This window comes from Amycolatopsis sp. NBC_01488, assembly GCF_036227105.1.
Taxonomy (GTDB): Bacteria; Actinomycetota; Actinomycetes; order Mycobacteriales; family Pseudonocardiaceae; genus Amycolatopsis.
The window spans coordinates 1,412,908-1,430,815 of record NZ_CP109434.1 but is presented as its reverse complement, the minus strand read 5'-3'; the positions used below and the strand labels follow the sequence as shown (position 1 = coordinate 1,430,815).

Sequence of the window (17,908 nt, the reverse complement as noted above, 5' to 3'; positions counted from 1 at the left end):
CGTTAGCCGGTGATGCCGGAGCAGGGGCGGGTTCGGAGGTCGTCGACGTAGTCGGCGGGGGCGCCGGCGGCCTCGGCGGCGTCGGCCAGCACGCCCAGGTAACGCGCGGAAGGCAAGCCGCCTTCGTAGGCGTCCAGGACGTAGAGCCAGGCCAGCACCGAGCCGTCCATCGTCTGGACGCGGAGGCGGATCTTCGAGTGGATGCCCAGCTCGCCGCCTTCCCAGCGGTCCAGCCCGTCCTCGTCCAGCGGCGTCACGTCGTACAACACGACGAAGACCCGGGAACCCGGGTCCTCGACGATCGTCGCCAGGGCACCTTCCCAGCCGAGGTCCTCGCCGCCGAAGGTCAGGCGCCACCCCTCCAGCCAGCCGGTGCCGGCCATCGGAGAGTGCGGCGCGCGCTCCAGCATCTGGGCGGGCTCCATGTTCGATCCGTACGCGGCATACAACGGCACGCCGACAGCGTAGCGACCCCGCCCTGACCCGAGTGGACGCACTCGCCGTGTTCGCCCACTTCAGTGTCCGGTCACCTCCGCCGCGTACGGTGAGACCACCGCACGCACGCACTCCGAGGAGGACCCAGGTGACCAGGATCGTGATCATGGGCGGGGGCCCGGCCGGCTACGAAGCCGCGCTGGTCGCAGCCCAGCACGGGGCCGACGTCACGATCGTCGAGCGGGACGGCCTGGGTGGCGCGTGCGTCCTCTACGACTGCGTCCCGTCGAAGACGTTCATCGCGAGCTCGGGCGCGCTGGCGAAGATGCACGACCTCGGCGAGCTCGGCATCAACACCGACCTGGCCGACACCAGCATCGACCTCCCGACCGTCCACGGCCGAGTCAAGGGCCTCGCGCTCGCCCAGTCCGCCGACATCCGCGCCCGCGTCCAGCGCGAAGGCGTCCGCGTCGTCATCGGCGAAGCCCGCTTTTGCGACGAAGAGCCCGGCCTCGCGACCCACAAGGTCGCCGTGACGACGTCCGAAGGCACCGAGAAGCTGCCGGCCGACGTCGTCCTGATCGCCACCGGCGCCACTCCGCGTGTCCTGCCCGGCGCGGTGCCCGACGGCGAGCGCATCCTCGACTGGCGCCAGCTCTACGAGCTGCAGGAGCTGCCCGAGCACCTCGCCGTGATCGGCTCGGGCGTCACCGGCGCCGAGTTCGCGTCCGCCTACACCGAGATGGGCGTCAAGGTCACCGTCGTCTCCAGCCGCGACCGCGTCCTCCCGCACGAGGACGCCGACGCCGCCGCCGTGCTCGAGGAGGTCTTCTCGCAGCGCGGCACGACCGTCGCGAAGCAGGCGCGCGCCGACCGCGTCGAGCGCACCGAAAAGGGCGTCGAGATCTTCCTCGCCGACGGCCGCGTGATCGAAGCCAGCCACGCGCTGATGACCGTCGGGTCGGTGCCGAACACCAAGGACATCGGCCTCGACAAGGTCGGCATCTCGCCCGGCCCCGGCGGGTTCATCACCGTCGACCGCGTTTCGCGCACCTCCGTTCCCGGGATCTACGCCGCCGGCGACTGCACCGGCGTGCTCATGCTGGCCTCGGTGGCGAGCATGCAGGGCCGCATCGCGATGTGGCACGCGCTGGGCGAAGGCGTCGCGCCGATCAAGCTCAAGACCGTCGCCGCCAACGTGTTCACCCACCCGGAGATCGCGACCGTCGGCATCAGCCAGCACGCGATCGACTCCGGCGAGGTGCCCGCGCGCACCATCATGCTGCCCCTGGCCACCAACGCGCGCGCGAAGATGGAGGGCCTCCGCCGAGGCTTCGTGAAGCTGTTCTGCCGCCCCGCCACCGGCGTGGTGGTCGGTGGCGTCGTCGTGGCGCCGCAGGCGAGCGAGCTCATCCTTCCCATCGCGCTCGCCGTCCAGAACCAGCTCACAGTGGACCACCTGGCACTGACATTTTCGGTGTACCCGTCGCTGTCGGGCTCGATCACCGAGGCCGGGCGCCAGTTGATGCGGCACGACGATCTGGACTGATCCGGTAGGCAACCCGTCGCGCCCCGTCGCGTCTTGTCGGTTGTACGGCTGAAGGACGCGAAGGGTGCGAAGGGTGCGCAAGACGGTGGTTTTCGTTGTGGCAGCGATGATCGGGGCGACGACGCTGGCGGGTCCGGCGCAGGCGCAGCAGCAGAGTCCCAGTCCGACGCCGAGCGCCGCACCGGCCAAGGGCAGCGTCCAGCTCAACGTCAACACCGCGATCAACCAGACGCTCGTGGACAAGTACGTCCGCGACGCGCCGAACGTCGCGCTGGCGAAGTGCGAGGGCGGCTCACCGGCGTTCGCCTCCCCGGCGCTGACCTTCTCCAACTACACCCCGGGCCCGTTCATGGGCACCGACGCGAACATCAGCGCCGACGCCGCGCTCAAGCCGGGCATCCAGGCCGGGACGTACCCGCTGACCGTGACCTGCGGCAACCAGACGTACAGCACGCGGTTCTCGGTGCCCGCGCCGCAGGTTTCGAAGGTGCCCGCCGGTGCCGCGAAAGCGGGCGACGGCAGCATGGCCGGCTGATTCCCGAATACGCCGAACCGCCCCGGAGCCACGCTCCGGGGCGGGTTTTTTTGTGCACTGCGGGCGCAACCCTTCGCAGGTGGAGACGTCTTGGGGACATAAGCGAACGGACGAAGCCGGGGCAGGGGGAACTGCGACCGGTGTCCGTGAAATCGCACTGCCGAATCATTCCACAGGGGAGAAAAGAATGAAGAAGACCGTTGTCGTCGCGGGTGTCGCCGCGGCTTTCCTCGTCCTCGCGCCCGGCGCGGCGCTCGCGGCCACGACGCCCACCGCCACGCCGGAAGCTCCCGCGGAGCACGTGGGCGTCCCGAAGGCCTACGTCCGCGTGATGCCGAAGATCGCCCGCCCGGGCACGAAGGTCGAGCTCCGCGTCGGCTGCGACGCGGAGAGCACGCACGGCTTGACCTCACCGGTTCTCACCATCGGCGCGCTGCGCCGCACCGGCCCGCAGAACGACCCGGCGATCGCGCCGGCCGCCGTCGCGTCCGCGGTCGTGAAGCAGGCGAAGCCGGGCGTCTACCCGGTGTCGTTCTTCTGCGGCGGCGCGGAGATCAGCGCCAAGTTCACCGTCTTGGGTGACTCGAAGCAGGTCACCAAGGTGCCGGCGGGTGCGCCGCAGACCGGCGGCACGGACGGGCCGGCCGACGACTCCGGCGGGCCGCTCGCGGCCGCGGCCGCCATGGGCGTGCTCGCGGTCGGCGGCAGCGGTCTCGTGCTGGCCCGGCGGGCGCGGCGGCGCTGATCCGGCGAGGGGGAGCGGGGGTAGCGTCTGGGCGGCCCAACCGATCGGGCCGCCCAGACGTGTAAACCCGCAGGAAAGCCACGAGGGGGAGCACATGACCACGAGGATCATGAGCAGGCGGGGTTACCTGATCGCGCTGATCGTGGCGTTGCTGGCCGCGCTGGTGGTGCTGGCGCTGACGCTCGGCGGCGGCCCCGAGCCGTCGACCGCGCAGCCGCCGCCCGCCCAGCCGGTCGCGGTGAACCCGGCACCCACGGCCGGGGCCCAGGACGCCGTCGCCGCGCTGCCGAAGTCCGATCCGGTCTCGATCGACATCCCGAAGATCGGCGCGCACTCGTCGCTGGTCCCGCTGGGCGTCAACGCGGACGACACGATCCAGGTGCCGCCGGTCAGCACGCCGTTGCAGGCGGGCTGGTACACCTACGCGCCGACGCCGGGCGAGGTCGGGCCGGCCGTCGTGCTCGGCCACGTCGACGGCAACCACCAGAAGGGCATCTTCTACCGGCTCAAGGAACTGGCCGCCGGCGACCGCGTCTCGATCGCGCGCAAGGACGGCACCACGGCGCTGTTCCAGGTGACGAAGGTGCACCAGGTGCCGAAGCAGGACTTCGAGAAGGAAGGCGTCTACGACGACACGGCCGGCCCCGAGCTGCGGCTGATCACCTGCGGCGGAGTTTTCGACCGGAGCGCGCACAACTACGTCGACAACATCGTCGTCTACGCCCAGCTCATCGGCCACTGAGAGTCCTTCGGCCCTGGTTTTGTCGGTGGTGGGTGCCAGACTGTGTCGGCCGTCATCCCAGGCGGCGCGGACGAGGGTTGGGAGTCGAGATGTTGTTCCGGGACGAGCGGTGGCCCGAAGGCACGCCCAGCTGGGTGGACCTGATGGTGCCCGACCAGGCGAAGGCGGTGGCCTTCTACAGCGGCCTGTTCGGCTGGGACGTGCAGACGGGCGGTGAGGAAACCGGCTTCTACGGCATGGCGGAGCTGAGCGGCCGCCCGGTTGCCGGGATCGGGCAGATCCCACCGGGACAGGAGATGCCTCCGGTGTGGACGACGTACCTGTCGGTGTCCGACGTGGACAAGACGGCCGCGGCGATCACCGAGGCCGGCGGCCAGATCGTCGTGCCGGTGATGGAAGTGATGAAGGAAGGCCGGATGGCGGTCGCGGCCGACCCGGCGGGCGCGGTCTTCGGGCTGTGGGAACCGGGCAACCACCTGGGCACGCAGGTCACGGCGGCGCCGGGCACGCTGGCGTGGAACGAGTGCATGAGCCGCGACTACCCGGCGGCGAAGGCGTTCTACGAGCAGGTGTTCGGGTACGGGTTCCAGGACCTGTCGAACGACGACTTCACGTACGCGGTGCTGCTGCTCGACGGCCGCCCGGTCGGGGGCCTGGGTGCCCTGCCGGAGTCGGTGCCCGCGGAGGTGCCGTCGAACTGGTCGACGTACTTCTCGGTGGCGAGTGCGGACGAGAGCGCGGCGAAGGTGGTCGAGCTGGGCGGCCAGGTGCTGGACCAGCCGTTCGACTCGCCGTACGGCCGGCAAGTGCGGGTGGTGGACGACCAGGGGGTGCCGTTCTTGGTGATTTCGCCCAACGAGCAGTCCGGGAAGCCGGAAGGGTGGGACAGCTGAGCGAGGGACGGCGCGGGTTTAGGGGCTAGGGGGTAGCCGGAGGGGAGGGCGGCGCTTCGGTGAGCGAGGGGGCCGAAGGGCCGCCGGCTGCGGGCCGGAGGCGCTGTGCAGCGCCCCCGGCCCGCAGCCGGTCAGTCCTCGTCGTCGACCCAGTCGAAGGTCTTCGTCACGGCCTTCTTCCAGTTGCGGTACTCGCGCTCGCGGCGGGAGTCGTCCATGGCCGGGTCCCACTGCTTGTCCTGGGCCCAGTTGTTGCGGATGTCGTCCTCGGACGCCCAGAACCCGACCGCCAGGCCGGCGGCGTACGCGGCACCCAGCGCCGTCGTCTCGTTGACCACCGGACGGATCACCGGCACGCCGAGGATGTCGGCCTGGAACTGCATCAGCAGCTCGTTGACGACCATGCCGCCGTCCACCTTGAGCGACTTCAGCGGGACACCCGAGTCGGCGTTCATCGCGTCGATCACCTCGCGGGACTGGAACGCCGTCGCCTCCAGGACCGCGCGCGCCAGGTGGCCCTTGTTGACGAACCGGGTGAGCCCGACGATCGCGCCGCGAGCGTCGGATCGCCAGTAAGGAGCGAACAAACCCGAGAAGGCCGGGACGAAGTACGCGCCGCCGTTGTCCTCGACGCTGCGCGCGTGGTCTTCGATCTCGGCCGCGGTCGCGATCATGCCGAGGTTGTCGCGCAGCCACTGCACCAGCGAACCGGTCACCGCGATGGAGCCTTCCAGCGCGTAGATCGTGTCGTTCGAGCCGATCTTGTAGCAGACCGTGGTGAGCAGCCCGTTCTGCGACATCACCTTCTCGGTGCCGGTGTTGAGCAGCATGAAGTTGCCGGTGCCGTAGGTGTTCTTGGCCTCGCCGGGCGAAAGGCAGGCCTGCCCGAACGTCGCGGCCTGCTGGTCGCCCAGGATGCCCGCGATCGGGACGCCGGCCAGCGCGCCCTTCTCGCGGACCTTGCCGTACTCCTCGGACGAGGAACGGATCTCCGGCAGCATCGAAAGGGGGATGCCCATCTCACCGGCGATGCCCTCGTCCCACTGCAGGGTGTCGAGGTCCATCAGCATGGTGCGCGACGCGTTGGTCGGGTCGGTGACGTGCACGCCGCCGTCGGGGCCGCCGGTCATGTTCCACAGCACCCAGGTGTCCATGTTGCCGAAGATCAGGTCACCGGCTTCGGCCTTCTCGCGCGCGCCGTCGACGTTGTCGAGGATCCACTTGATCTTCGGCCCCGAGAAGTACGTCGCGAGCGGGAGGCCGACCTTGTCGCGGTAGCGCTCCTGGCCGCCGCCGAGGTTGCCGAGTTCGGTGACGATCCGGTCGGTGCGGGTGTCCTGCCAGACGATCGCGTTGTACACCGGCTTGCCGGTCGTCTTGTCCCAGACGAGCGCGGTTTCGCGCTGGTTGGTGATGCCGACCGCGGCGATGTCCTTCGCCGTCAGGTCGGCCTTGGCCAGCGCGCCCGCGGCGACCCGGCGCGTGTTCTCCCAGATCTCCTCGGCGTTGTGCTCGACCCAGCCCGCCTTCGGGAAGATCTGCTCGTGCTCGCGCTGGTCGACCGAGACCACGCGGCCCTCGTGGTTGAAGATCATGCACCGGGTCGACGTGGTGCCCTGGTCGATCGCGGCTACGTACGAAGTCATGTGTGCTCCAGGAATCCGGTAGTGGGGCGATCAGGTCAGGTTGTGCACGCCGAGGTAGAGCAGCGCGGCGAGCGCGCCACCGACCAGCGGGCCGACGACGGGGATCCACGAGTAGCCCCAGTTCGCGTTGGCCTTGTTCCTGATCGGCAGCAGGAACGCGTACGCGATGCGCGGGCCGAGGTCGCGCGCCGGGTTGATGGCGTAGCCCGTCGGCCCGCCGAGCGAAGTACCGATCACGAGGACCACGAACGAGACGCCCGCGTAGCCGAGCGCGGAGTTGCCGAAGGTCGGCACGCCGTCCGGCGTCGCCTTGGCCGCGACCGGGCTGAGCAGGATCCAGGCGACCAGCACGAAGGTGCCGATGATTTCGGTGACCAGGTTCCAGACCCTGTTCGGGATCTGCGGTGCCGTGGAGAAGATGCCGAGGGTGTTTTCCGGTTCGGGGTGGTCGTCGAACTGCAGCTTGTAGGCGGCCCAGCAGAGCACGGCGCCGAGGATGGCGCCCGCCATCTCGCCGATGAAGTAGAACGGGACCTTGTCCCACCCGACCTTGTTCGAGATCGCCAGGCCGAGCGTCACCGCCGGGTTGAGGTGCGCGCCGGTGGGCGCGGCGATGCTGGCGCCGGTGAAGACCGCGAACGCCCAGCCGAAGTTGATGAACAGGAAGCCTGCTTGGTGACCGTTGTTCTTACGGAGCACGTGGTTCGCGACCACACCGTTGCCGAGCAGGATCAGCGCGGCCGTTCCCAGTAGTTCCCAGACGATTATTGCCCCAGCACTCACCGTTGCACCTCCACACTGGACACTCTGCGCAGGGTCGATCACGGCGTGCCACGGCACCGTTGCCGACCCACGTCCGGGCGACGTTACCCGGGCGTAGAAGCCTGATCCAAGCACCGGGCAGCCGAATCTTTTTACCAATCCGACCGAAAGCAGGCGGATACGGTCCGCCGCCGGTTCACCCAAAGGTGCCGGTTTCCGCCGTGACTGCCGGCGGATTGGTAAACAGCGGCACAGCAAGATCGCGGAGGGTTACGCCACACGTGTCATCCGCGAACGGGCGGAGGATCACCAGGTCGTGCGATGCTGGAAGCCTCGCCAGCACGAGGAGGAGTGTCACGTGGCCAGTGCGCAGCACGCAGCGGAGACGAACCCGGCTCGACTGGGCCCGGCCAAGCGGGAAGAAACCTGGCAACGGCTCGGCAACGAGACGTTCGACGTCGTCATCATCGGCGGCGGCGTGGTCGGCGCGGGCACGGCCCTCGATGCCGCGACGCGCGGGTTGCGCGTCGCGCTCGTCGAAGCCCGGGACCTCGCTTCGGGGACCTCGAGCCGGTCGAGCAAGCTTTTCCACGGCGGCCTGCGCTATCTGGAGCAGCTCGAATTCGGCCTGGTCCGGGAAGCACTTCGCGAGCGCGAGCTGATGCTGACGACCATCGCGCCGCACCTCGTCAAACCGGTCAGCTTCCTGTACCCGCTGACGCGCCGCGTGTGGGAGCGGCCGTACACCGCCGCCGGCCTGCTGATGTACGACACGATGGGCGGCGCCCGCAGCGTCCCGGGCCAGAAGCACCTCACCCGCGCGGGAGCGCTGCGGATGGTGCCGGCGCTCAAGCGGTCCGCGCTGATCGGCGGGATCCGCTACTACGACGCCCAGTCCGACGACGCCCGCCACACCATGACGGTGGCCCGGACGGCGGCGCACTACGGCGCGGTCGTGCGGACGTCGACCCAGGTCGTCGGGTTCCTGCGCGAGGCCGACCGGGTGTCGGGCGTGCGGGTGCGCGACGTCGAGGACGGCCGCGAAACGGAGATCTCGGCGGCCGCGGTGATCAACTGCACCGGCGTCTGGACCGACGAGCTGCAGCGCCTGTCCGGCGGCCGCGGGCGGTTCCGCGTGCGGGCCAGCAAGGGCGTGCACATCGTCGTGCCGCGCGACCGGATCGTCTCGGAGTCGGGGATGATCCTGCGCACCGAGAAGTCGGTGCTGTTCGTGATCCCGTGGCGAAACCACTGGATCGTCGGGACGACGGACACGGACTGGAACCTCGACCTGGCGCACCCGGCGGCGACGAAGCACGACATCGACTACCTGCTGGAGCATGTCAACAGCGTCCTGGCGACGCCGCTGACGCACGACGACATCGAAGGCGTGTACGCGGGCCTGCGGCCGTTGCTGGCGGGGGAGAGCGAAGAGACGTCGAAGCTTTCACGCGAGCACGCGGTGGCGCGGGTGGCGCCGGGCCTGGTCGCGATCGCGGGCGGCAAGTACACGACGTACCGGGTGATGGCGGCGGACGCCGTCGACGCGGCGGCGGTGGACCTGCCGGGCCGTTCGCAGCCGTCGATCACGGACAAGGTCCCGCTGATCGGCGCGGACGGCTACCACGCACTGGTCAACCAGGCCGACCACCTGGCCGCCGAGCACGGCCTGCACCCCTACCGGGTCCGGCACCTGCTGGACCGCTACGGCTCGCTGGTCAACGAGGTCCTGGCGTGCGCGAACGGCCGCCCGGAGCTGCTGAAGCCGATCGAGCACGCCCCGGACTACCTGGGCGTCGAGGTCGTGTATGCGGCTTCGCACGAGGGGGCGCTGCACCTCGAGGACGTCCTGGCGCGCCGGACGCGCATCTCGATCGAGTACGCCCACCGGGGGGTGGACTGCGCGGAGCAGGTGGCGACGCTGGTGGGCGAAGTCCTCGGCTGGTCGCCCGAAACGGTGAAGCGGGAGATCGAGGTCTACAACGCGCGGGTGGAGGCGGAGAGGGAGTCCCAGTCCCAGCCGAGCGACGAAGCGGCGGACGCACTGAGGTCGGCGGCCCCGGAGGCCCGCGCGGGCATCGTGGAGCCGGTGAGCTGAGAGCGGTTGTCCCCAGCCCTCGCGAGTTGTGGACAAGCAGCGCCGCCAAGCGCCTTCGGACCGGGTTTTGTCCGGGGGCGCCGATAGACTGGCCTCGGGGCCGCCCCCCTGGGAGTGGCGGGGGATGTTTTCGGGTCGTGGGCGCTGTTCAGCTCGTGCGGTGCCAGCGGATCAACCGCTCGCCGGTCGGGGCTCGGTCCGCCTCCGGGCCCACCAATGTGAACCCGCAGCGCTCTGCCACGATCGCCGATGCCTGGTTGCTCTCCTCGTAGCGGTACGAAACCTCTGTCAGGCCCAAACCGCCGAAGCCGAAGCGCAGGGCCGCGTTCAACGCCGTCGTCGCGATGCCCTTGCCGCGCTCGGCGGGGTGGACCCAGACCGTTGCCTCCGCGTACGACGAGGCGAGGTCCAGCTCGCGCAGGCCCACTTCGCCCAGCAGCCGGCCTGACGTCGGCTCGGCGATCGCCCACGAGCAGCGCTCGTCGCCCGCCCACTGGGCCGCTCGCAGCGCGACGTACTCCGTGGCCTCGTCGAGGGTGCGCAAGCGGTAGTTCAGCACGTACTTGCGGTGCGTCGGGTCGGCGAACGCCTCCATGAGCAGCGGCCGGTCGTCGATGTGCCGGTCGGCGCGCAGCTGGCGCAGGTAGTACGTGCCCGCGTTGATCTCCACCGGTTCCACTCCACCCAGCCTAGCCAGGCCGGGAGCACGCCGCCCCCGGCCCGGCGATCAAGGCCGGCTCACGGCGTCAGGCGCCAGATCACCGGCACCCCGGCCGTGTCCTGCGGGTTGTTCGACGCGAAGCCCGCCAGCGTGCCGTCGTCGGCCGCGACCTGGGTCTTGAACACCGAATAGCCGCTCGGGCCGCGGACCTGGCCCGGGGTCGTACCTCGCCACACCGCGCCGTTGCCGTAGATCACCGGCCCCGACGGGGTCGGCACCAGGCCCGCCGTCAGGCCGGCCTTGTTGATGCTCAGCGCGATCCCGCCGCCCTCCAGGCCCACCGTCGAGTCCGGGGTGGACCAGCGGGCCGCCTGGTCGCCGCCCCACGAGCGCGACCCGACGACGACGCCGCCACGGATCGCGTAGCCGGCCGCCCAGCCCGACGGGCTCGGCGAGAGCTTCCGGAGGACGCCGTCCTTCCACAGGGCCGAGCCGCTGCCCGAGTTCACCAGGATCGTGCCGTCGTCGTCCAGGTCGCGCGCGGACGAGATGTCCGTCGTCTCCGGGATGACCACCGGCGCGCTGCCGTCGGCCCGCCACAGGACGACAGCGCCGGCGGCCCCGAACTTGTAGGCCTCGCCCAGCACGTCGCCGCGGGTGTTGATCGCGACGCCGAACACGGAGTCGTAGCCCGCCGGGACGTCCTTGATGTGGTACCCGGACGCGTCCAGGGTGTACGTCCGGCTGATCATGGACGCGTCGACGTCGATCGTGCCGGCCACGACGCCGGACGAGTTCTCGTCGTTGGCTTCGACCCGGTCGTACCCGCTCGGCACGCCGCGCACGATCGGTTGCCCGTTGCGCCAGCTGACGACCTGCGTCACGCCGTTCACCGGGAACGTGCCCGTGTACTCGCCCTTCCCGTCCGATCCGGTCAGGGTCCCCGCGCCCGCGCCGGGCGGCAGGGGCAGCACCGTCGGCTGCCACGCGATGCGGATCGCCGCGGCGTCCGCCGGAACCCCCAGCGCGGTGACGGCGATCGCCGCGGTGGCGATCGCCCCCGCCCGCAACCACGTCTTCTTCATGGCTGTCTCCTTTTCCCCCGACCTGCACGATCACCACGTCCGGGAGGGGGAGCCGGTTGCCCGGCGAAAGGAGCAATCTCAGAGGGCCGGAACCTGGGCGCTGATGGCGGTGCCGCTGCCCGGCGCGCTTTCGATCGCCAGCGTCCCCGCCACCCGCCGGACGCGCTGCCGCATCGCCTCCAGCCCGAACCCGGTGCCGTCGCCCTGGTCGCCGGGGCCGAAGCCGACGCCGTCGTCGACGACGTCGAGCAGCACCAGATCGTCCGCATAGGACAGTGTCAGCCCGATCCGCGACGCCTTCGCGTGCTTCTCCGCGTTCGCCAGCGCCTCCTGGGCAACGCGGTAGAGCGTCTCCTCCAGGTCGGGCAGCAGGGGCCGGGCGTCCCCGGTCGTCTCCACCCGGACCGCGACCCCGGACGTCTCGGAGACGCGCCGGGCCAGCCGGGAAAGCGCTTCCGGCAGCTGGGCTTCGGCGAGCGGCTCCGGCCGCAAAGCCTGTACCGCGCGACGTGCTTCGCCGAGGCTGTCGCGGGCGAGCGACCGAACCCGGTCCAGCCGCCGCTCCCGGTCCGGGCCCTCGGCGGCCTCCAGCTGGGTGACGATCCCGGTCAGGCCCTGGGCCAGCGTGTCGTGGATTTCGCGGGCCATCCGCTGCCGCTCGTCGAGCACGCCGGCTTCCCGCGCCTGGGCCACCAGCCGCGCGTGCAGGTCCGCGTTCTCCTCGAGCGCGGCTTCCAGCCGGACGTTCGCCTTGCGCCGCTGCTCGCTCTCCGCGCCGACGAACCACGCGGCGTACAGCAGCGGCCCGGCCATCGACAGGACCAGGACCCAGGCCGGGCTGCGCGAATCCGCGTTCGCGGCCAGCAGCGGCAGCGTCGCCGTCGCCGCCACCGCGAAGAACCCCCAGCGCGCCGGGAAGAGCACGAAGGCGAGCGGGTAGCCGAAGGACGCGAAGCCCATGAACGTGTCGTCGCGCGTCACCAGCACGGTCGCGGCCGCGAGCACCCCGGCGTAGTAGCCGGCGGCGAGCCAGGGGTGCGTCCGCCGGTGCGGGAACAGCGGGATCAGCAGCGGCACCCACATCGCCGCCGCCACCACGACGACCAGCGTGGCGCCCCGGACTCCGGGTCCCCAGATCACGCACGCGGCGAGCCCGGCGAGGCCGACGACGGTGAAGATCGGGCCCGCCACCCGTTCTCCTCGAGCGTCCAGTGCGCCCGGAACCACGCCCATCACGAGGTGATTCTCGCAGGCTCAGCGCCGGCGGCGGGGCCCCGCGAGCATCGCGACCACCATCGGCAGCGCGATCGAGATGATCAGCAGCCTGCCGCGGGACAGGATGAGCACCGCGACCGCGAGGATGATCGCGATCGGGACCGCACCACGGGTCAGGAAGTTCGCCAGCGGGCTCCCCCCGGACATGACCGGCACCTGCGGCGCGGTGGCGCCGTTGAGCAGGGCGCTCGGCCGCGGCGATGGCAGGTCGTCGAACAGCGGGACGAGCTCGCTGACCCGCTTGGCCGCGGTGACCTTGGCCGAGCGGGTGCCGTACTCGTCGATGTCGAGACGTCCGGTGCGGACGTGCTCTTCGAGGACGTCCAGGGCGTCCTGGCGCTCGGCGTCGCTCAGCAGCATGTCGCTCACGGCGGATCAGCGGTCCAGGCCGCGCCGGTGGTCGCGGTAGGAGTCGCGCAGCTCGCGGCGGCGCTCCCGCTCGCGCAGGTGCCGGTCGCGGTGGTCGTGGTGGCCGCCGCCGTGACCCCACATCGCCCGGCCGAAGATGCTCAGCCCGATCGGGACGAGGACGAGCGTCCCGTGCACGACGCCGGTGGCGATCAGCGCGATGGTCGCGATCCAGATCAGCGGGAGGAACGCGGCGACGAACCGCTGCCCGCCGGTCCAGCCGTTCGGTGGGCTCGGCGGCCGTGGTGCCGGGGCGGCTTCCGGGGCCGGCTGCGGCGGCGCGACGGCCTGCGGGGCGTCGTCGTAGCGCGGGTGCGGGGCCGGCAGGTCGGCGAAGATCTCGACGAGCTCGCCGCGGGTCTTCGCCGCGGTGATCCGCGCCGAGCGCTCGCCGTACTCGTCGATGTCGATCCGCCCCGCGCTCATGTGCTCACCGAGCGCGGTCAGCGCGGATTCGCGGTTCTGGTCGCTGATCCGCAGCTGCGGAGACGGGACTTCGGTCACGTAGTCGATGGTAGGCCGCCCCGGGGGCGGCCCACCACGACATCTGTAACGAACTGCGCTACTTGATCTCGAGAAGCTGCGTGCCCTGCGTCACGGCGGCGCCGACCTCGACCGAAAGGCCGGTCACGGTGCCCGCTTTGTGGGCGGTGACCGGGTTCTCCATCTTCATCGCCTCGAGGACGACGATCAGCTCGCCGGCTTCGACCGTCTGGCCCTCTTCGACGGCGACCTTGACGATGGTGCCCTGCATCGGCGCGGTGACGGCGTCACCGCTGACCGCGGCCTTGCCGCCGCCGGTCCGCTTGCGCGGCTTCGCCTTGACGGCGGTGCCGCCTCCGCCGCCGCCCTCGAGTGCGAACCCGCCCGGCAGCGACACCTCGAGCCGCCGCCCGCCGATCTCGACGACGACGTTCTGCCGGGGCTCCTCTTCGGGGGTCTCGACGTCCGGCGCGACGAACGGCTCGATCTTGTTGTCGAACTCGGTCTCGATCCAGCGCGTGTGCACGCTGAAACCGGTCTCGTCGCCGATGAACGCGGGGTCGTCGACGATCACGCGGTCGAACGGCAGCACCGTCGCCATGCCTTCGACGACCATCTCGGCCAGGGCGCGACGGCTGCGTTCGAGGGCGTTGTTCCGGTCCGACCCCGTGACGATCAGCTTCGCCAGCATCGAGTCGAACTGGCCGCCGATCACGCTGCCGGACTCGACACCGGAGTCGACGCGCACGCCCGGGCCGCTCGGCGCGACGAACTTCGTCACGGTGCCCGGCGCGGGCAGGAAGCCGCGGCCGGCGTCCTCGCCGTTGATGCGGAACTCGATCGAGTGGCCGCGCGGCTCGGGGTCCTCGGTGATCCGCAGCTTCTCGCCGCGCGCGATGCGGAACATCTCGCGGACGAGGTCGAGGCCCGTGGTCTCCTCCGACACCGGGTGCTCGACCTGCAGGCGCGTGTTGACCTCGAGGAACGAGATCGTGCCGTCGGTGGCGACGAGGTACTCGACGGTGCCGGCGCCGTAGTAGCCGGCTTCTTTGCAGATCGCCTTCGCGGACTCGTGGATGCGCTTGCGCTGCTCGTCGCTCAGGAACGGCGCGGGCGCCTCCTCGACGAGCTTCTGGTGCCGTCGCTGCAGCGAGCAGTCGCGGGTGCCGACGACGATCGCGGTGCCGTGCATGTCGGCCAGCACCTGCGCCTCGACGTGGCGCGGCTTGTCCAGGTAGCGCTCGACGAAGCACTCGCCGCGGCCGAACGCGGCGACCGCCTCCCGCGTCGCCGACTCGAACAGCTCCGGGATCTCTTCGCGGGTGCGCGCGACCTTCAGGCCGCGGCCGCCGCCGCCGAACGCGGCCTTGATGGCCACCGGCAGGCCGTGCTCGTCGGCGAACGCGATGATCTCGCCGGCGTCCTTGACGGGCTCCTTGGTGCCCGGCACCAGCGGCGCGCCCGCGCGCATCGCGATGTGGCGGGCGGTGACCTTGTCGCCGAGGTCGCGGATGGCCTGCGGGCTCGGCCCGATCCAGGTCAGCCCGGCGTCGATGACGGCCTGGGCGAAGTCCGCGTTCTCGGAGAGGAAGCCGTAGCCCGGGTGCACCGAGTCGGCGCCCGCGCGCTTGGCGGCGTCGAGCAGCTTGTCGGAGTTCAGGTAGCTCTCCGCAGCCGTGGTGCCGCCGAGCGCGAAGGCCTCGTCGGCCAGGCGCACGTGCGGTGCGTCGCGGTCCGGGTCGGCGTACACCGCCACGCTGGCCAGGCCAGCGTCCTTGGCGGCTCTGATCACGCGTACCGCGATCTCGCCCCGGTTGGCGACCAGGATCTTGGTCACCGGACCACCGGTGGATTCGCCGACCTGCTCGGCCACCCCGCACCTCCTGCGTCCCGACAGCTGCATTGCTGACCGCCCTCGCGGTACCGGGGAGTCTACGGACCTGGCGTCGGGAGTCTCTTGAGTGAGAGCTGAACCACGCTCAGACGTGGTGGCGCAGCTCCTGGGGCAGCGGCGAGTCGAGCACGATGACGTCGTACGGGTTCGCCGCGTGGACCTTCGGCAGGTGCTCAGTGTTGACCAGCACCCACGGCTGGTGCTCGCCGCAGCAGTCGATCAGCCGGTCGAGCGCGGTGAACGCGACCAGGGCGGTGCGGCCGTCCGGGGTGCGGCGCAGCTCGATCGACGCGCCTTCGGTCTCGGCGCTGGCCGGGCCCGTCGGAAGGTAGAGGGCGGGAGGAAGGTTCGGGTTCGTCACCCGGACAACATAGACGGACACGCTCCGCTATCCGAGGTTGCCTCCGACGTGTGCACGGCCGGGGGATTTCAGCCACACCCCGCCGGGCCGCTGCCCACACACAGTCGCGACGCGGCTTACGCTCTGTCTCATGCGGACTTCGGCGGCGCGCACGCCTCGGTCGGCGCTGCTCACCGCGGTGCTGGCCGCGGTGGTGACCTTCGGCGCGATCGGCGCGGTGTTCGTGCTGCGGCCGCGGCCCGAGGCGCCCGCCGGCGCGTCCGCACCCGCGGCCGCCCCGGTGTCCGCCGTGGTCACCTGCGGCGGCGGGCCGTGCCGCCAGCTCGCCGCGGTGTCGGTCGGCGGGACGCCGGTGGTGCTGCTGACCGACGCGTCCGGCGGTTCGGCGCGCGTGCGCGTCGGGCCCGCGCCGGGCACGGTGTTCGAGCTGTCGATCGCCCAGCTGGGTGTGCGGCTGGACCCGAACTCGCTGCGCTGCATCGACGGCTCGGCCCCGGCCTGCCTGGTCCGCGGGGACGTCGGCGACCAGGGCACCGCGGCGTACGGCGAGCTGCTGGTCGCGAGCGGCGGGGTGTGGCAGGCGCCGGGCAAGCCGTACTTCGCGGACGCGGGGACGTTGTCCCTCTACGACGTCACGGCCGACGGCCGCCCGGACGTGATCGTGGTCCGCCACGACTGCCCGGGCGTCGAGTCGGGCACCCCCAAGTGCGACGCGGCCCCGGTGCTGGGCCAGGTGTACGACCTGACCGGCAAGTCGGTGGGCTGCACGCGCCGGTACACGGCGCCGTCGGACCTGCGCGGCTGGCCGGACATCCGTCTCACCCGCACCGACCTCCGCGCCTGCCCTGCCTGAAACGCCGTGAAGGCCGCCCCGAGGAACTCGAGGCGGCCTTCATCGGACTCGCGGGTCAGGCGGGAGCGGGTTCCGCGTGGCGGGCCGCCGAGCCGTCGTCGGTGGTCAGGGGACGGTCGGTCGGGGCGTTGAGGACCTCGTCGTCGAGGAGGCCTTCGCTGCGCGCCACGATCGTCGGGACCACGATCTGGCCGGCCACGTTCGTCGCCGTGCGCATCATGTCCATGATCGGGTTGACCGAGTAGATCAGCGCCAGGCCGAGCGCCACCTGCTTGGCGTCGAGGCCGATGAACGACGTCGTCAGCGTGAACGCCGTCAGCCAGCCGGTGGTGCCCGCCGTCGCCAGCGCGCCGACCACCGCGACCACCACGATGCCGACGTACTGCCACAAGTTGAGCGACACCCCGGCCAGGTTGGCGACGAAGATCGCCGCGATCGCCGGGAAGACCGCCGCGCAGCCGTCCATCTTGGTCGCGCTGCCGAGTGGCGTCGCGAAGGCCGCGTACGCCGGCTGGACGCCGAGGTTCACCGCGGACTGGCGGGTCAGCGGCAGCGTCGCGGCCGAAGACTGCGAAGCGAACGCGAACTGGATCGCCGTGCCGGCCTTCGCGAAGAACTTGAGCGGGCTGACCTTCGCCACGAACTGCAGCAGGATCGGGTAGACGACGAACAGCACGAGCAGGCAGCCGACGTACACCGCGAGCGTGGTGGAGAACAGCGGCCGGAACAGCGCGTCGCCGTAGTTGGACACCGCCGCGCCGATCAGGCCGACGATGCCGATCGGGGCCAGCCGGACGATCCAGCCGAGGTACCGTTGGATGATCTCGAAGACGCTCGTCGTGAAGTCCACGAACGGCTTCGCCTTGTCACCCAGGCTGTACGCGGCCGCGCCGATGACCAGCGCGAGGAACAGCACCTGCAGCGTTTCGCCGTCGGCAAACGCCTTCACGAAGTTCTCCGGCAGCAGCCCGTTGACGAAGGCGCTCCACGAGCCCCAGTGGTCGACGCTCTGCGCGGCCTTGGTGGCGTTCTTCGCGGTCGCCGTCACGCCGCCGAGGCCACCCGAACCCGGGTTGAAGATCCGGCCGATCGCGATGCCGATCAGCGAGGCGATGAACGACGTGGTCGCGAACCACAGCACCGTCTTGCCGCCGAGGCGCGCGGCGGTGCGGCCGCCGCCGAGCTTCCGGAGGCTGTTGATGCCGACCACGATCGCCGTGAAGACCAGCGGGATCACCGCGATCTGCAGCAGCGTGGTGAAGATGGTGCCGATCTGGTCGAGGAGATCGGTCAGCCAGCCGGCTTCGGTCTGCCGTGCGACGACGCCGAGGAGGGCGCCGACGACGAGCGAGCCGAGAACCGCGGCCGCGAACACCCGCGGCTTGGTGTATGTCCGTACGAAAGACACGGGGCTACTCCGGTGCTCGAAAGTTTCCTGTCTTGCCTCGTGCAAGGAACGCCAGGCATGGCAGGACTCTTCCGG

Annotated in this window: 18 protein-coding genes; 7 read left to right on the top strand and 11 right to left on the bottom strand. The window is 71.0% G+C overall.

Annotated elements, in window-relative coordinates; all coding sequences use genetic code 11:
* Positions 1 to 2 precede the first annotated feature (2 nt).
* Positions 3 to 455, bottom strand: coding sequence for a gamma-glutamylcyclotransferase (locus OG738_RS06675; protein WP_217709632.1), 453 nt, complete (start codon positions 453 to 455; stop codon positions 3 to 5).
* A 128-nt stretch (positions 456 to 583) separates the two neighbouring features.
* Here OG738_RS06675 and OG738_RS06670 point away from each other — a divergent pair, with 128 nt between their 5' ends.
* The 5 genes from OG738_RS06670 (at position 584) to OG738_RS06650 (ending at position 4,899) form a co-directional block, all read left to right on the top strand.
* The gene (locus OG738_RS06670; RefSeq protein ID WP_329052116.1) at positions 584 to 1,984 is read left to right on the top strand and encodes an NAD(P)H-quinone dehydrogenase; all 1,401 of its coding nucleotides are present in this window, start codon (positions 584 to 586) and stop codon (positions 1,982 to 1,984) included.
* Between the two features lie 85 nt (positions 1,985 to 2,069).
* Positions 2,070 to 2,519, top strand: coding sequence for a hypothetical protein (locus OG738_RS06665; protein ID WP_329052115.1), 450 nt, complete (start codon positions 2,070 to 2,072; stop codon positions 2,517 to 2,519).
* A gap of 187 nt (positions 2,520 to 2,706) precedes the next feature.
* Positions 2,707 to 3,264, top strand: a complete 558-nt coding sequence (locus OG738_RS06660) for a hypothetical protein (protein ID WP_329052113.1) — start codon at positions 2,707 to 2,709, stop codon at positions 3,262 to 3,264.
* A gap of 94 nt (positions 3,265 to 3,358) precedes the next feature.
* A complete protein-coding gene (locus OG738_RS06655; RefSeq protein WP_329052111.1) occupies positions 3,359 to 4,006 on the top strand; it encodes a class F sortase in 648 nt (215 codons plus the stop codon).
* 89 nt (positions 4,007 to 4,095) lie between these two features.
* On the top strand, positions 4,096 to 4,899 hold the full coding sequence (locus tag OG738_RS06650) for a VOC family protein (RefSeq protein WP_329052110.1): 804 nt from the start codon (positions 4,096 to 4,098) through the stop codon (positions 4,897 to 4,899).
* A 131-nt stretch (positions 4,900 to 5,030) separates the two neighbouring features.
* On the opposite strand, the gene glpK is transcribed toward OG738_RS06650, so the two are convergent.
* Positions 5,031 to 6,545: a glycerol kinase GlpK gene (gene glpK, locus OG738_RS06645; RefSeq protein WP_329052108.1), complete on the bottom strand. Its 1,515-nt coding sequence runs from the start codon at positions 6,543 to 6,545 to the stop codon at positions 5,031 to 5,033.
* Between the two features lie 30 nt (positions 6,546 to 6,575).
* A complete protein-coding gene (locus OG738_RS06640; protein ID WP_329052106.1) occupies positions 6,576 to 7,328 on the bottom strand; it encodes an MIP/aquaporin family protein in 753 nt (250 codons plus the stop codon).
* 337 nt (positions 7,329 to 7,665) lie between these two features.
* On the opposite strand from OG738_RS06640, the gene OG738_RS06635 reads away from it, so the two are divergent.
* Positions 7,666 to 9,405: a glycerol-3-phosphate dehydrogenase/oxidase gene (locus tag OG738_RS06635; RefSeq protein ID WP_329052104.1), complete on the top strand. Its 1,740-nt coding sequence runs from the start codon at positions 7,666 to 7,668 to the stop codon at positions 9,403 to 9,405.
* A 148-nt stretch (positions 9,406 to 9,553) separates the two neighbouring features.
* On the opposite strand, the gene OG738_RS06630 is transcribed toward OG738_RS06635, so the two are convergent.
* The 7 genes from OG738_RS06630 to OG738_RS06600 all read right to left on the bottom strand — a co-directional run bounded on the left by OG738_RS06630 (position 9,554) and on the right by OG738_RS06600 (position 15,572).
* On the bottom strand, positions 9,554 to 10,084 hold the full coding sequence (locus OG738_RS06630) for a GNAT family N-acetyltransferase (RefSeq protein WP_329052102.1): 531 nt from the start codon (positions 10,082 to 10,084) through the stop codon (positions 9,554 to 9,556).
* Between the two features lie 59 nt (positions 10,085 to 10,143).
* Entirely contained in the window at positions 10,144 to 11,151 is a 1,008-nt protein-coding gene (locus OG738_RS06625; RefSeq protein ID WP_329052100.1) for a hypothetical protein, read from the bottom strand.
* Positions 11,152 to 11,229: 78 nt separating this feature from the next.
* The gene (locus OG738_RS06620) at positions 11,230 to 12,342 is read right to left on the bottom strand and encodes a sensor histidine kinase (protein ID WP_329052098.1); all 1,113 of its coding nucleotides are present in this window, start codon (positions 12,340 to 12,342) and stop codon (positions 11,230 to 11,232) included.
* A 63-nt stretch (positions 12,343 to 12,405) separates the two neighbouring features.
* Positions 12,406 to 12,795: a DUF1707 SHOCT-like domain-containing protein gene (locus OG738_RS06615; protein ID WP_329052096.1), complete on the bottom strand. Its 390-nt coding sequence runs from the start codon at positions 12,793 to 12,795 to the stop codon at positions 12,406 to 12,408.
* A gap of 6 nt (positions 12,796 to 12,801) precedes the next feature.
* Entirely contained in the window at positions 12,802 to 13,338 is a 537-nt protein-coding gene (locus OG738_RS06610) for a DUF1707 SHOCT-like domain-containing protein (protein ID WP_329052093.1), read from the bottom strand.
* A gap of 58 nt (positions 13,339 to 13,396) precedes the next feature.
* Positions 13,397 to 15,190 carry an acetyl/propionyl/methylcrotonyl-CoA carboxylase subunit alpha gene (locus OG738_RS06605; protein WP_329052092.1) on the bottom strand — a complete coding sequence of 598 codons (1,794 nt, stop codon included), beginning with the start codon at positions 15,188 to 15,190 and terminating at the stop codon, positions 13,397 to 13,399.
* Positions 15,191 to 15,296: 106 nt separating this feature from the next.
* Positions 15,297 to 15,572, bottom strand: a complete 276-nt coding sequence (locus OG738_RS06600) for an SAV_915 family protein (RefSeq protein ID WP_086673790.1) — start codon at positions 15,570 to 15,572, stop codon at positions 15,297 to 15,299.
* 130 nt (positions 15,573 to 15,702) lie between these two features.
* Between OG738_RS06600 and OG738_RS06595 the strand changes: the two genes are divergently transcribed.
* Complete coding sequence (locus tag OG738_RS06595) at positions 15,703 to 16,425, top strand: hypothetical protein (protein WP_329052091.1); 723 nt, start codon at positions 15,703 to 15,705, stop codon at positions 16,423 to 16,425.
* A 55-nt stretch (positions 16,426 to 16,480) separates the two neighbouring features.
* Here the strand turns inward: OG738_RS06595 and OG738_RS06590 are convergent, their stop codons facing one another.
* Positions 16,481 to 17,833, bottom strand: a complete 1,353-nt coding sequence (locus tag OG738_RS06590; protein WP_329052089.1) for a dicarboxylate/amino acid:cation symporter — start codon at positions 17,831 to 17,833, stop codon at positions 16,481 to 16,483.
* Between the last annotated feature and the right edge of the window lie 75 nt (positions 17,834 to 17,908).

Coding starts and splice junctions, on each gene's coding strand:
- OG738_RS06660 (WP_329052113.1), top strand. CDS start 2,707: ATGAAGAAGACCGTTGTCGTCGCGGGTGTCGCCGCGGCTTTCCTCGTC.
- OG738_RS06655 (WP_329052111.1), top strand. CDS start 3,359: ATGACCACGAGGATCATGAGCAGGCGGGGTTACCTGATCGCGCTGATC.
- OG738_RS06650 (WP_329052110.1), top strand. CDS start 4,096: ATGTTGTTCCGGGACGAGCGGTGGCCCGAAGGCACGCCCAGCTGGGTG.
- glpK (WP_329052108.1), bottom strand. CDS start 6,545: ATGACTTCGTACGTAGCCGCGATCGACCAGGGCACCACGTCGACCCGG.
- OG738_RS06625 (WP_329052100.1), bottom strand. CDS start 11,151: ATGAAGAAGACGTGGTTGCGGGCGGGGGCGATCGCCACCGCGGCGATC.
- OG738_RS06595 (WP_329052091.1), top strand. CDS start 15,703: ATGCGGACTTCGGCGGCGCGCACGCCTCGGTCGGCGCTGCTCACCGCG.